The following is a 12,677-nucleotide window of genomic DNA, read 5'->3' on the forward strand; positions in this document are numbered from 1 at the left end:
CCACCGGTTAGGAGCTTGGTGTGCGGGTTGTGGTGGACGGGCCTTCCAACTTGGGGTTGCGGCCGCCGGCGGCCGGGACGGTGCCGGGGTGTTACAAGTTGGCCGGCGCGCTGCGGGACAACGGGTTCGTGCGGCGGATCGGGGCGGAGGACGGTGGGTGTGTGACGCCGCCGCGGTACGACCGTGGGGACTGGAAGCCGGGCGACGGGGTGTTCAACGCGCAGGCGATGGCGCAGTACACGGTGAAGTTGGCGGATCGGGTGGCGGGGTTCGTCGAGCAGGGGAAGTTCGTTGTGCTGCTGGGCGGTGAGTGCAGCAACCTGCTGGGGCCGGCGTTGGCGTTGAAGCGGCTGGGCCGGTACGGCGTGGTGTACCTGGACGGGCACTCGGACTTCCGGACGGTCGACAACGCGCCGTACGTCGGAGCCGCGGGTGGCGAGGCGCTGGCGCTGGTCACCGGACGCGGGCAGGCGGATCTGACCGACCTCGAAGGGCTCACGCCGTACACGCGAGACACCGACGCGGTGCTGCTCGGGATCCGCGAAGACGACGAGTACGCGGCCGACGCGGTGAAGGCCGGGATCCCGGTGTGGCCGGCGTCGAAGATCGCCGACGATGCGAGCGCCGCGGCCGACGGCACGTTCGAGCATCTCGAGCGGGACGATCTGGACGGCTTCTGGGTGCACCTGGACGTCGACATCCTCGACGCCGAGATCATGCCCGCCGTCGACAGCCCGGACCCGGGCGGGATCGACCACGGCCAGCTCCAAGCACTCCTCCGACCACTGCTCGCCTCGCCGAAGTGCGTGGGGATCGACATCGGCATCTTCGACCCCGACCTCGACCCGGACGGCACCTACGCAGCCGAGCTCACCGACACCCTGGTCGCAGCGCTCAGCTGACGTCCCAGACGAGCGCCTGACCGTGCGGCCCGAGCGTACCGAGTGTGCGCAGGCTGCCATCGGGCCACCTCCGGAGGTCGACGCGGTACTCCCAGCCCTCGGCGCCGCGTTCGTGACTGATCGTTGCGTGCGGCTCGAGGCTCAGATGAGCCAGCGGTGCGGACTCGGTGGCCTGCGCGCCGAGCTCTTCCAGCCGGGCTTCGATCGCGGCCCGATCCGGCCGGCGGAGGTACTGCCACATGATCGAGTGCCACACGACCGTCACATGCCCCTCGGACAGCTCGAGGGCACGCAGGAACGAGACCGCGTCCTCCGGGCGTACGTCGGCCGGCACCTGCCGCGCCACTTCGACCGCCCCGCGCAAACGGGTCAAGCGGTCAGCCTGGTCCGGCCACACGTACGACGCCAGCGTGCGCGCCCCCTCCTCGGTCAGGGGGTTCACCGGCGCGATGTCGCACCCGACCCGTTCCGCGATCCGCACCTCGGCGGACGGCATCTCCCCGACCCAGGCCGGATCGAACACCACCGGACTGTCCGCCGGCCCGTACGACGCCCCGTCGCCGACGTAGCGGAAGTGGTCCGCGCGCAGGTTCAGTCCAGCCGATGCACCGATCTCGAACAACCGCACCGGCAGCGGCACGGTCTGAGCCAGTTGCAGGAGACCGCCGTACAGGGCCACCGACCGGTTGACCTCGTTCGTCTGTGGCGGCTGGGTCAGCAGCGACCGCACCTCCCCCACCCGCGACTGCAGCACCTGCTCGAACGCCTCCCAGCCGAGCACCGGGTCCCACGCACCGCCGGCGCTCGGGTAGAACGCCGCGAGCTCAGGCACCGTGCCCGACAGCACCAGACCGTGTACGGCGCCCAGCAACCGCAGGCCGATCGCCTCACCGAACGACCGGTCCTCGTACCCCTCCAGCACTTCGACCGACACGCCACCGACCTCGTAGTCGTCGACGAGCAGTCGGAGCAGCTCGGCGTACATCGAGGACCCGAGGTCCTCGCAGGCGACGGCTTGGCGCTGTAAAGCCTCTACGACATGCACAGCGCTGAGACTAGAACGTCAGGCGATCGAGGACAGACTTCGCCGTCGTTCGCGCGTCCTCTGCTTCGAGCGGAGCGCCGTGTTCGTCGGTCAGGTAGAAGACGTCCACACACTCGGCACCAAGCGTGCTGACGTGGGCGGAACGGATGTCCGCACCAGTGGCCGCGATGGCCGCGGTGACGTCGTACAGCAGTCCTGGACGGTCATGTGCTCGCACCTGCAGGACTGTCGCAGTCTCGGACGCCTCCGGCAGCAGGTCCACCCTGCTGGCGACACGTGCTGCAGACGAGTCCCGTGCAGCCAACCGGCGTACGACGTCACTGGAGTCGCGAAGCGCGACAGCAAGCCGGTCCCGCAGCCGCACCGGATCAGGCGCTGACCCAGCAACTGTCCACTGCGAGATACCAAGCCCTTCAACCGAAGTGATGACCGCGGACCGCACTGCCAGCCGCTCCACCGCGAGTACGGCGGCAACCGTCGACAGCGTGCCGACCTGGTCAGGCACGGCGACGTTGATGCGCAGATCGCCATGGTGGTCGGACACCGTCAGGCCAAGCCGCCCCACTCCAACCACCTGGTGCAGCACCGGCACCGGAACAGGAGGTGCCTCGGTCCACATGCTCTCGCCGCCACCGGACAGCTCTCCGCGCACCCGGCGGCACAGCTCGCCCACCAGCCGCATCCGCCACGGCGACGACGCAGCCGGTCCGGCAGCCCGCGCATCGGCGTACGTCAACGCTTCCAGCAGGTCGAGAGTCTCTGTACTGCGGACGATGCCGGCGACCATGTCCACGGTCATCGGGTCGTCCAGATCACGCCGGGTCGCGACCTGAGCGAGCATCAGGTGCTGCCGGACCAGCAGGGCGATGGTGTCCGAGTCCGCATCGTTGAAGCCGATGCGGCGAGCCAGACGAGCCGCGATAGCCGCACCGGTGACGCTGTGGTCGCCGTCGAGCGCTTTGCCGAGGTCATGAACCAGTGCGGCAACCAGCAACAGGTCAGGTCGGCGTACGTCGCGGACCATCGCCGACGCCTCGACACACGTCTCCAGCAGATGCCGGTCGACGGTGAACCGGTGGATCGCCGACTGCGGCGGCCGGAACCGCACCGAGTCCCACTCGGGCAGGATGCGCGAGATGTACCCGGCCTGGTCCAAGGCCTCCCACACTTCAAGCAGTCCGCTGCCCGCACCGAGCAGAGCGCACAGCAACCGCCGCGCCTCCCCCGGCCACGGCACCGGCAAGTCAGCAGCCGATGCAGCCAGTCGAGCACACACAGCCGGCGACAGAACGAGCTGACGATCCGCAGCGACCGCAGCAGCGCGCAGGCCGAGCACCGGGTCCCGCTCCGGTCGCGCGTCCGGCATCAGCACGACCTCGCCCTCGTGCTGCCCCACTCCTTCGTCCAGCGCGAGCAACAGCGGCCCACCGGACCGCTGCCGACGCCGGGAACGCGGCGGCTTGGTCATCAAGCTCTCGACCCGTCGCCAGGACACATCACACACATGCGCCAGCGTCCGGCCCGTCGCGTACACGTGCCGCAGCAGCTCATCCCGACCCGACAGACCGAGCCCCGCCGCCACCTCACCCGCCAGGTCAGCCACCAACCGGTCCGTCGCCCGACCAGCCACCTCATGCAGTACGTCACGGACCTCGAGCAGATCGCGCCGCGCCCGCTCCAGCACCGGGTGCGGTACGTCGACCAGCCAGGACGCCACCAACGCACGCAGTACGACGGCGTCCCGCAAACCGCCGTACGCCTCCTTGAGGTCGGGCTCTGCGAGATGGGCGAGCTCTCCGACCGTGGACGCCCGGTCGCGGCACGCCTGCGCCAGTCCGGGCAGCCGGGAACGCGCCGTACGACGCCAGTCCGCCATCAGCACGGACCGCAGCTGCAGCGTCAGGTGTGAGTCCCCAGCGACATGGCGCGCGTCCAGCAGACCGAGCGCGACCCGGTCGTCCGCTGCGGCCGCCTCCCGCGCTTCGGCCAGTGTGCGGACGCTGTGGTCCAGCTTGGTCCGCGAGTCCCACAGCGGATACCAGATCTGTGCGGCCAGCTCGTCCACCCGTGGGTACCCCTCGACGTGCACGAGCATCACGTCGAGATCGCTGTACGGCGACAGCTCCTCCCGGCCGTAGCCGCCGACCGCGACCAGCGCGACGCCCTCGGTAGGTACACCGAGGGCGTCACAGGCCTTGGAGAGGAGCAGGTACAGCAGCGCGTCGGCCTCCTCGGCACGGACGCGCCGCTGTTCTGCTCGATCAACCATCTACAGTGCGTCTCCGTCCAGTTCGCCCGTGCGAACCCGGACGATCGTGTCGACCGGGGTGACCCACACCTTGCCATCACCGATCTTGCCGGTCTGCGCGGCCTTGACGATCACGTCGACCACGTCGGCGCTGTCACCGTCCTCGACGACGACCTCGAGCCGGACCTTCGGGACCAGGTCCACCTCGTACTCGGCGCCACGGTAGACCTCGGTGTGGCCCTTCTGCCGGCCGTAGCCGCTCGCCTCGGTGACCGTCATACCGGTGACGCCGAACGTCTCCAGCGCGGCGCGGACGTCGTCCAGCTTGTGCGGCTTGACCACCGCGGTGACCAGCTTCATGCCTTGACACCTTCCTTCTCCGAGGCCTCAGTGGTGCCGTTCTCGGTCTCCGCGACGGCCGGCGCCGGGCGGGCCGACAGCGCGCCGCGCAGACCGGACGAACCGAGGTAGTCGTACGCCGTCTCCGCGTGCTCGACCTGGTCGACTCCGGTGACCTCGTCGTCCTCCTTGAGCCGGAAGCCGATCGTCTTGTCGATCACCTTGCCCAGGATGAAGGCGACGGTGAAGGAGTACAGGCCGACGACCACGTTGGCGACCGCCTGCCGGCCGAGCTGGGTGGCGCCACCGCCGTAGAACAGGCCGTCCACGGCCGACGGGGCCGCCGCCGTACCGAGCAGGCCGATCGCCAGCGAGCCGAACAGACCGCCGACGAAGTGCACGCCGACCACGTCGAGCGAGTCGTCGAAGCCCAGCTTGTACTTCAGCGACACCGCGAAGCAGCAGATCGCACCGGCCGCCAGGCCGAGGATGAGAGCACCGATCGGCGAGACCGCACCACAGGACGGGGTGATCGCGACCAGACCGGCGACCGCACCGGACGCGAGTCCGAGGGTGGTGGCCTTACCGTGCACGATCCGCTCGACGATCAGCCAGCCGATCACGGCCGCGGCGGTGGCGGCCTGGGTGTTCACGAACGTGACCGCGGCGGTGGTGCCGGCGCTCAGCGCGGAGCCCGCGTTGAACCCGAACCAGCCGAACCACAGCAGTCCGGCGCCGAGCAGGACCAGCGGCAGGCTGTGCGGCCGCATCGGGTCCTTCTTCCAGCCGACGCGCTTGCCGAGCACGATCGCCAGGGCGAGCGCGGCGGCGCCGGCGTTCAGGTGGACCGCCGTACCACCGGCGAAGTCGACCGCCTTCAGCTTGTCGCCGATCCAGCCGCCGTTGCCGTCGTCCAGGAACCAGACCGAGTGCGCGACCGGGAAGTACACCAGCAGCGTCCAGCCGACGACGAACGCGATCCAGCCACGGAACGTGGCCCGGTCCGCGATGGCGCCGGAGATCAGCGCCGGGGTGATGATCGCGAACATCAGCTGGAAGGCGACGAAAGCGAGCGTGGGCGTCGTCCCGCTCACCGCCTCCGGTGCGAGCAGGCCCTTCAGGCCCACCTCCGAGAAGTCGCCGATCACGTGCCCGGTGTCACCGGCGAACGTCAGCGAGTAGCCGACCACCACCCAGAGGATGGTGACGACGGCGATGGTGACGAAACTCATCATCATCATGTTCAGCACGCTCTTCATGCGCACCATGCCGCCGTAGAAGAAAGCCAGGCCCGGTGTCATCAGCATCACCAGGGCGGCACTGGCCAAGACCCAGGCGGTATCGCCGGCGTTGATCTCCATCAACGTCATCCCTTCCATCGATACAGGGGGTGGCCGACGTCCTCAGTCGGGAGAACTCCACAACGCCGGGGAGCCCGCGCCCAGCCACACCGCAAACGGTGTCGGCGCGCCGTTTCAGCCGATCGGTCCGTTTGTTTCAGGCATGTGACAAAGCGGGCTCCCAGGTGACATCGAGGTGACATGACTCACCGGAGGCCAACTTGTGGCACTCTGGCCTGGACCACACGGGACCGCAGCCGCGCCACTGCACCCGTCTTAGCTGGGGACGTAGAAATGGAGCCGATCTACGGGGTGAGGCCGCGCCGCGGCAGACCACGGGACCCGGAGGCGGAGCCGAGGATCCGCCGGTACGCCGTTCAGCTGCTGCTGGAGCGGGGATTCGACGGAATGACGGTTGACGACGTTGCCGAGGCCGCGGGGGTCGGCAAGGCGACGATCTATCGCAGATGGGCCAGCAAGGAACTGCTCGCCAACGACGCAATGGCCGACTTGTTCGACATGGAGATACCGGATGCGGATACCGGCTCGATCGCCGGCGACCTGCTGGAGGTCTACCGGACCGCACTGGCCTTCGCCAACAGTGAAAGGGGACTCGCACTGATCCGCCTCGCGGTCGCCGAGGCGAACCGCGACCCGCGGTCCGCGCAGATCTACCGGGACGTCCTGGACCGGCGGATCGAGCTGACCGAGGCCGCACTGGACCGGGCCAGAGCCCGGGGAGAACAGATCCGCGGCACCGCGGACTCTGTCCTGATGGTGGAGTGGATGGCCGGTGTGTTCGTCGTCCGGGCGCTGACCGGGCGAGCGATGCCACCGCCGGAGGACGCCGAGCGCCTGGCCGACGTCACCCTGCGGGCCATCCTGGACGGTTGGAGCGGCTCATGGCCGCAGACCGGGCCCGAGCGCCAGCTCGCCGACCGCGAGTTCGGTGACGCGCCGGACCCGTCCTGAGTAGAGGTCCCAGGCCAAGACCCAGCCTCGGACCTTTACCAGCAGGTTCTGCTCGTCGTACCAGCCCAGTACTGCGCAACAGCCGGGCTGGCGTACCTCGGCGAGGTCGGCCGCTCTCGGTGTCCGACCGGAACCCATGAACGGCTCACCCAGCATCAGCAACCGGCTGGGCAGCGACCGGAACGTGGAGATGACCGCCACGCCCTGTGGCTGCGAGACCAGCGTCGGGACCTGCGGCAGCTTGTTGGCGATGAACAGCCTCGCCACACCGCCGTCCGACGAGAAGGTCTGACCCACCCACGACTGGACCGGCAGTGTGAACGTGCTGTCCTCCACCCACTGACCGCTGATCATGTAGCGCTCCACGTGGCCGGTCTCGAGCCGGAACGGCGCGGTGACCGCATCCGGGTCGTTCGACGCCGCGATGCGCGCGATCTGCCGCTCGCCGTCGCCGCCCTCCCCGATGAGCACCCGGTACGCGACACCTGGCCCACTGACGAGGACGCGCTGCGCATCGTCGAGCCAGGACACGCTGCGGTAGTCACCGGCCGGCAAGGGGTACTGCGAGATCTCGGCCGTCGAAGCGTCGACGGTGACGAGTTGACCGGGCTGCGGGAAGGCAACGACCTTGCCGTCCGGTGACACCGCACCGGGGCTCAACGGCTGCCGGCCGTCGACCGCGACCAGTCCGACCGCTGCCTGCGACCAGGACGAGTCGCGGCCGAGCAGCAGCGGCACGTACGTATCGCCGTTCTTCGCGAGCAGGACGGCGGCGACGCGGTCGAGCTTGTGCTTCGCCAGCGAATGAACCTTGCCGGGGAACTCGAGGCGATCACCGAGCGGAGTCTCGAGCCGGTCGAGGAACTTCTCACTGCCAGGCGGCGGCGCCAGCCAGAAGTCGATGCCGGAGATCTGACCGGACGGTTCGACCGCGTCGGGCGCGGCAGTGTTGGTCAGTCTGTCCGGTGGAATGATGTCCGCGTTGCCGCCCGAGCCCACCTCGATCGTGATCGACACGACGAGCAGTGCGACCAGTACGACCAGGAAGCTGATCAGAACGGCGCGCCGCCGACGACGCCGTACCTTCAGACCGGCTGCCCAGGCCGCGTCGGCCAGGTCGGGCTCCGGCAACTGGTCGGCTGCCTGGAACAGCAGCGGCGGCACGTCCTCGCGCCTCATTGGGCATCACGCCAGTCCCCCGCGCCCAGCGCCGCGCGGAACCTGCCGAAAGCGGTCAGACCGTGCGCATGGACGGCGGTGTGCGACATCCCGAGCAGATCGGCCACCTCGAACTCGGTGAGCTCCTCGACGTGGAGCAGGACGAACACTGTGCGCTGCGTGGGTGTCAGCTCGCCCAGTGCGGCCTTCACCTGGTCGTCCTCGTCCGGGAACGCCGGCGCGCGGTTCCACGGCTTCAGCGCCGGCAGGTACAGCACCCGCTGGACGAACAGATCCGGGTCGTCCACTCTGGCCCACTGCATCGACAGCTGCGTGAACGCGCGCAACAGCGCCTTCTCGGCTCGTTCAAGGTCGCCGTACACCAGGTACGCCGTACGGAGCCATCTGCCCTGCCGTGCATCCACGAACGAGGCGAAATCCGGGTCGACCGTGTCGCGCATCCACCCTCCCGCCCCTATTCAACTCCTCAACTACTCCGCGCGGCCAGAGCCGGCTCGTGATCGCGCCAGACGGGTCTCTTCCGTGATCAGATCGAAGTTGATCCCGGCGCCCGCCATCAGGCCGGCCGCGGCGGACGGCATCACCTGCGCCATCGGATTGGTGACGTTGCCTGCCGCGAACACACCAGGCACCTCCGTCGCACCCATGGCGTCCACCTGGACCGCAGTACCGATCTCGATGCCGTTGTTCTCGATCAGCGTCGGCACCAGCCCCAGGTCGGCCAGGAAGCCCGCCCGGGCACGCACAGTGGTCTGGATCGCCAGTGCCTGCCGCGGAATGACCTTGCCGCCCTCCAGCCTCACTCCGGTGATGCGATCGTCGGATACCTCGATCTGCTCGACCTTTCCTTGTACTACGGAGATTCCGCGCGCAGCCAGATCCTCCCACTGCTCGTCGGTCAGCTCCGGCGCCGTGTGCAGGAACAGCGTCACGTCGTCACTCAACTGCCGGAACAGCTGCACCTGGTGCAGCGCCATCGCGCTGGTCGCCAGTACGCCGATCGCCTGGTCCCGCACCTCCCAACCGTGGCAGTACGGGCAGTGGATCACGTCCTTGCCCCACCGCTCGGCCAGACCGGGTACGTCGGGCAGCACATCGGTGAGCCCGGTCGTCACCAGCAGCCGCCGGCTCCGGTACGTCGTACCGTCGGCCAGCTCGACCGTGAAGTCGTCCTCGTTGCGGCGGGCGGTTGTCACGGTGCCTTCGGCGACCTCGCCGCCGTACCCGATGACCTCGTCGCGGCCGAGCGCGTAGATCGCCCGGCGGCGTGCCGTCGCGGGTCAGGAAGTTGTGCACGCCCTCCGCGGGCGCGTTGCGCGGCGTACCGTCGTCGACCACCAGCACCGAGCGGCGGGACCGGACCAGGGCCAGCGCTCCACTCAGGCCGGCGGCGCCGCCACCGATCACGATCACGTCGTACTTCGTCATCTCTCGGACTCCTCTGCTCAGGGTGTGCTCCGAGGATGCGTGGTGATTTTCATTTTCGACAAGTAATGTTGCCGGTATGGCAAACGACGACGATGTCCTCGAGTCGGTCGGGCCCCGGCTGCGGACGCTGCGGGTCGAGCGCGGGACGACGCTGGCCCAGCTGTCCGAGTCGACCGGCATCTCGGTCAGCACGCTGTCCCGGCTGGAGTCCGGTCAGCGGCGGCCGACGCTGGAGCTGCTGCTGCCGCTCGCCCGCGCGCACCAGGTGCAGCTGGACGAGCTGGTGGACGCGCCGCCGACGGGCGACCCGCGGATCTATGCGAAGCCGATCAAGCGGCACGGCACGGTGCACATCCCGCTGAGCCGGCGTCCGGGCGGGCTGCAGGCGTTCAAGCAGATCCTGCCGGAGGGCTATCCGGGCAACGACGTGACGCAGAAGACGCACGAGGGCTACGACTGGCTGTACGTGCTGTCCGGGCAGGTCCGGCTGAAGCTCGGCGACCAGGACTTCGTGCTGAAGGAGGGCGAGGTGGCCGAGTTCGACTGCCGGGTGCCGCACTGGTTCGCCAATCCCGGTCCTGGACCGACGGAGGTGCTATGTCTTTACGGCCCGCAAGGGGAGCGGATGCACGTCAGAGCCCGCACCACATGACAGGAGACTCGTAGTGAGCGTCGCGTTGTTCACGTTGGGTGGAACGATCTCGATGGCCGGCAACCAGCGCCTGACCGGTGACGACCTCACCGCCGCGATGCCGGGCCTCTCCGGGCTCGGTCACCCGGTGGAGATCCAGGACATCGAGAAGATCCCCAGCGCCAACCTGACCGCCGCCAAGGTCCTCGAGGTCGTCGACGCCGCCTCGAAGGCTGTCGCAGCCGGTGCAGCCGGGGCGGTGGTCACGCAAGGCACGGACACCCTCGAAGAGACTGCGTTCCTCGCCGACCTGGTCTGGCCGCACCCGCAACCGCTCGTCTTCACCGGAGCGATGCGCAACCCGACGCTCGCCGGTCCCGACGGCCCAGCCAACCTCCTGGCTGCCCTGCGCGTCGCCTGCTCCCCCGCGGCCCGCGACCTGGGTGCACTGGTCGTCTTCAAGGACGAGATCCACGCCGCGCGCTGGGTACGCAAGACCCACAGCACGAGTACGGCGACCTTCGTGTCACCGAACACCGGACCGATCGGCCACGTCGTCGAGGACCGCGTCAGCGTCCTCACCCGCCCGCTCCGGCTGGACGGCGTACAGGGCAGCGCCGAGCCGGTCGAGCTCGACAACCTGCGCGTAGCGCTCTACACGGTCACCATGGACGACGACGGCCTGCTGCTGAAGGGTTTGGCCGACACGCATCAGGGTCTGGTCATCGCTGGGTACGGCGTAGGGCACGTGCCGGCCGCACTCGCACCGGTGCTCGGCGAGCTGGCCGCACGGATGCCGGTCGTGCTGACCTCACGTACCGGCGCCGGCTCGATCGTCCGCAACACCTACAACTCCCCCGGATCGGAGATCGATCTGCTGCAGCGCGGGCTGATCGACGGCGGATTCCTCGACCCGTACAAGGCGCGCGTGCTGCTTCGGTTGCTCTTGGCAACAGATGACGACATCGCCGGGGCGTTCGCGCAGTACGTCTAGGTGAGCGACGCGGCCTTGGTCATCAGGTAGTCGCGCTCGGGCAGGCTCGTCGTACCGCGGGCCGCCGCACGGAAGTGTTCGGCGGCGGTCTCGTGGTCGCCGCGCATCTCGTACAGGTGCCCGCGGGTGGCATCGAGGCGGTGGTGGCCGGCCAGCTCCTCGTCCAGTGGTTCGAGGAGCTTCAGCCCGGCGTCGGGGCCGTCCACCATGGCGGCCGCGATCGCGCGGTTGAGCTTCACCATCGGGTTGCCGGACAGGTCCTCGAGGAGTCCGTACAGCGCGAGGATCTGCGGCCAGTCGGTGTCCTCGGCACGGTCCACCTCGTCATGCAGTGCAGCGATGGCGGCCTGGATCTGGTACTCGCCGAGTGGCGGTGTGTTGAACGCTTCGACCGCTAGTGCCACGCCTTCGGTGATGTGGTCGTGGTTCCACAGCGACCGGTCCTGGTCTGCGAGCGGGATGAGCTCTCCCCCCTTACCGGTCCGGGCAGCGCGGCGTGCGTCGGTCAGCAGCATCAGGGCCAGCAGTCCGGCCACCTGGCCGTCTTCGGAGAGCTGGGCGCGTACTGCGCGGGTCAGGCGGATCGCCTCGGTCGACAGGTCGCTGCGGTGCAGCTCCGGGCCGCTCGTACTCGTGTAGCCCTCGTTGAACATCAGGTACAGCACGTGCAGCACGTTGCGCAGCCGATCCGGGTCGGCGTCCAGCTCGAAGCTCGCGCCTTTCAGCTTCTGCTTCGCCCGGCTGATCCGCTGCGCCATGGTTGCCTCAGGCACCAAGTACGCCGTGGCGATCTCGGCCGTGGTCAGACCCCCGACTGCCCGCAGGGTCAGCGCGATAGCCGAGGCCGGCGTCAGCGCGGGATGGCAGCACAGGAACAGCAGCCGGAGGGTGTCGTCGTGCTCCTCGGTCTCCCCACCGGGCACCTCGCGCAGTGCGGCGCGCTCCTCGCGACGCCGGCGCGCCTGCTCCTGTCGTACTTCGTCGATCAGTCGCCGCGAAGCCGTCTGGATCAGCCAGGCCTTCGGCTTGTCCGGGCGACCGTCCCGCGGCCAGGTCGTCGCAGCAGCCAGCAGCGCCTCCTGGACGGCGTCCTCCGCCGCGGCGAAGTCACCGGACCAGCGCACGACCGCGCCGAGGACCTGCGGCGTCAGCTCGCGGAGCAGGTCCTCGAGGCCGTGATCCGGGTCAGAAGTCGTGGAGATCGGCATCCGACTCCATGACCCGGCGGATCTCGATCGGCTGCTCGATCGGTACGCCGTTGGGCCCCGGCGCGGAGGACAGCTCGGCGGCGATCTCGATCGCCCGCTGCTCCGACTCGACGTCGACGATCTGGTACCCGGCCAGGACCTCTTTCGACTCGGCGTACGGACCGTCGGTCAGCACCGGCGCGCTCACACTGGCGGCACGCACCACCTTGGCGTGCGACGGCCAGGTCAGCGCAGTCTCCTCGACCAGCTCACCACTCTGCCGCAGCCGCTCCAGATGGTCGGTGAGGAACTGCATGTGGGCCTTCATATCGGCCTCGTCCCACTCCAGCATCGGCGTCTCGCAGTTCCCGCCGTCCATGTTCACCAGCAGCATGAACTTGGTCATCTCATC

At 69.0% G+C, this 12,677-nt stretch carries 13 protein-coding genes and 1 pseudogene; 4 read left to right on the forward strand and 10 right to left on the reverse strand.

Annotated elements, in window-relative coordinates:
* Positions 1-20: 20 nt before the first annotated feature.
* The gene (locus ACFWUU_RS34840; RefSeq protein ID WP_380182181.1) at positions 21-902 is read left to right on the forward strand and encodes an arginase family protein; all 882 of its coding nucleotides are present in this window, start codon (positions 21-23) and stop codon (positions 900-902) included.
* On the opposite strand, the gene ACFWUU_RS34845 is transcribed toward ACFWUU_RS34840, so the two are convergent.
* From ACFWUU_RS34845 to ACFWUU_RS34860, 4 genes are read right to left on the reverse strand one after another with little or no spacing between them, the layout of a single operon-like run.
* On the reverse strand, positions 895-1,947 hold the full coding sequence (locus ACFWUU_RS34845; RefSeq protein ID WP_380182183.1) for a DUF2332 domain-containing protein: 1,053 nt from the start codon (positions 1,945-1,947) through the stop codon (positions 895-897). The two genes, ACFWUU_RS34840 and ACFWUU_RS34845, sit on opposite strands and share 8 nt — an antisense overlap.
* A 10-nt stretch (positions 1,948-1,957) precedes the next feature.
* Positions 1,958-4,216: a [protein-PII] uridylyltransferase gene (locus ACFWUU_RS34850; protein WP_380182185.1), complete on the reverse strand. Its 2,259-nt coding sequence runs from the start codon at positions 4,214-4,216 to the stop codon at positions 1,958-1,960.
* Positions 4,217-4,555, reverse strand: coding sequence for a P-II family nitrogen regulator (locus tag ACFWUU_RS34855; RefSeq protein ID WP_130449218.1), 339 nt, complete (start codon positions 4,553-4,555; stop codon positions 4,217-4,219). It lies immediately after the preceding gene.
* Complete coding sequence (locus tag ACFWUU_RS34860) at positions 4,552-5,904, reverse strand: ammonium transporter (protein WP_170990015.1); 1,353 nt, start codon at positions 5,902-5,904, stop codon at positions 4,552-4,554. Before ACFWUU_RS34860 ends, ACFWUU_RS34855 begins: the two co-directional genes overlap by 4 nt.
* A gap of 264 nt (positions 5,905-6,168) precedes the next feature.
* Between ACFWUU_RS34860 and ACFWUU_RS34865 the strand changes: the two genes are divergently transcribed.
* Positions 6,169-6,846: a TetR/AcrR family transcriptional regulator gene (locus tag ACFWUU_RS34865; RefSeq protein WP_137259227.1), complete on the forward strand. Its 678-nt coding sequence runs from the start codon at positions 6,169-6,171 to the stop codon at positions 6,844-6,846.
* Here the strand turns inward: ACFWUU_RS34865 and ACFWUU_RS34870 are convergent.
* The 4 genes and pseudogenes from ACFWUU_RS34870 to ACFWUU_RS34885 all read right to left on the reverse strand — a co-directional run.
* Positions 6,775-8,025, reverse strand: a complete 1,251-nt coding sequence (locus ACFWUU_RS34870) for a hypothetical protein (RefSeq protein ID WP_380182187.1) — start codon at positions 8,023-8,025, stop codon at positions 6,775-6,777. The two genes, ACFWUU_RS34865 and ACFWUU_RS34870, sit on opposite strands and share 72 nt — an antisense overlap.
* Positions 8,022-8,465 carry a sigma factor-like helix-turn-helix DNA-binding protein gene (locus ACFWUU_RS34875; protein WP_137259229.1) on the reverse strand — a complete coding sequence of 148 codons (444 nt, stop codon included), beginning with the start codon at positions 8,463-8,465 and terminating at the stop codon, positions 8,022-8,024. The genes ACFWUU_RS34870 and ACFWUU_RS34875 overlap by 4 nt, the downstream gene beginning before the upstream one ends.
* Positions 8,466-8,495: 30 nt before the next feature.
* Positions 8,496-9,221 carry an NAD(P)/FAD-dependent oxidoreductase gene (locus tag ACFWUU_RS34880; RefSeq protein ID WP_380182189.1) on the reverse strand — a complete coding sequence of 242 codons (726 nt, stop codon included), beginning with the start codon at positions 9,219-9,221 and terminating at the stop codon, positions 8,496-8,498.
* Between the two features lie 142 nt (positions 9,222-9,363).
* Positions 9,364-9,633: pseudogene (locus ACFWUU_RS34885) on the reverse strand (hypothetical protein); the annotation flags it as partial.
* Here ACFWUU_RS34885 and ACFWUU_RS34890 point away from each other — a divergent pair.
* Both ACFWUU_RS34890 and ACFWUU_RS34895 read left to right on the forward strand, forming a co-directional pair.
* Entirely contained in the window at positions 9,530-10,105 is a 576-nt protein-coding gene (locus tag ACFWUU_RS34890; protein WP_137259231.1) for a helix-turn-helix domain-containing protein, read from the forward strand. The pseudogene ACFWUU_RS34885 and the gene ACFWUU_RS34890 sit on opposite strands and share 104 nt — an antisense overlap.
* A gap of 13 nt (positions 10,106-10,118) precedes the next feature.
* A complete protein-coding gene (locus tag ACFWUU_RS34895) occupies positions 10,119-11,078 on the forward strand; it encodes an asparaginase (protein ID WP_380182191.1) in 960 nt (319 codons plus the stop codon).
* Here ACFWUU_RS34895 and ACFWUU_RS34900 read toward each other — a convergent pair.
* Both ACFWUU_RS34900 and ACFWUU_RS34905 read right to left on the reverse strand, forming a co-directional pair.
* Complete coding sequence (locus tag ACFWUU_RS34900) at positions 11,075-12,286, reverse strand: RNA polymerase sigma factor (protein ID WP_380182193.1); 1,212 nt, start codon at positions 12,284-12,286, stop codon at positions 11,075-11,077. The genes ACFWUU_RS34895 and ACFWUU_RS34900 overlap by 4 nt on opposite strands.
* Complete coding sequence (locus ACFWUU_RS34905; protein WP_137259234.1) at positions 12,264-12,671, reverse strand: YciI family protein; 408 nt, start codon at positions 12,669-12,671, stop codon at positions 12,264-12,266. The genes ACFWUU_RS34900 and ACFWUU_RS34905 overlap by 23 nt, the downstream gene beginning before the upstream one ends.
* Positions 12,672-12,677: the final 6 nt, after the last annotated feature.

Source organism: Kribbella sp. NPDC058693 (assembly GCF_042715335.1).
Taxonomy (GTDB): domain Bacteria; phylum Actinomycetota; class Actinomycetes; order Propionibacteriales; family Kribbellaceae; genus Kribbella; species Kribbella jiaozuonensis.

Coding starts and splice junctions, on each gene's coding strand:
- ACFWUU_RS34905 (WP_137259234.1), bottom strand. CDS start 12,671: ATGACCAAGTTCATGCTGCTGGTGAACATGGACGGCGGGAACTGCGAG.
- ACFWUU_RS34850 (WP_380182185.1), bottom strand. CDS start 4,216: ATGGTTGATCGAGCAGAACAGCGGCGCGTCCGTGCCGAGGAGGCCGAC.
- ACFWUU_RS34855 (WP_130449218.1), bottom strand. CDS start 4,555: ATGAAGCTGGTCACCGCGGTGGTCAAGCCGCACAAGCTGGACGACGTC.
- ACFWUU_RS34900 (WP_380182193.1), bottom strand. CDS start 12,286: ATGCCGATCTCCACGACTTCTGACCCGGATCACGGCCTCGAGGACCTG.
- ACFWUU_RS34860 (WP_170990015.1), bottom strand. CDS start 5,904: ATGACGTTGATGGAGATCAACGCCGGCGATACCGCCTGGGTCTTGGCC.
- ACFWUU_RS34865 (WP_137259227.1), top strand. CDS start 6,169: ATGGAGCCGATCTACGGGGTGAGGCCGCGCCGCGGCAGACCACGGGAC.
- ACFWUU_RS34890 (WP_137259231.1), top strand. CDS start 9,530: ATGGCAAACGACGACGATGTCCTCGAGTCGGTCGGGCCCCGGCTGCGG.
- ACFWUU_RS34870 (WP_380182187.1), bottom strand. CDS start 8,025: ATGAGGCGCGAGGACGTGCCGCCGCTGCTGTTCCAGGCAGCCGACCAG.
- ACFWUU_RS34875 (WP_137259229.1), bottom strand. CDS start 8,465: ATGCGCGACACGGTCGACCCGGATTTCGCCTCGTTCGTGGATGCACGG.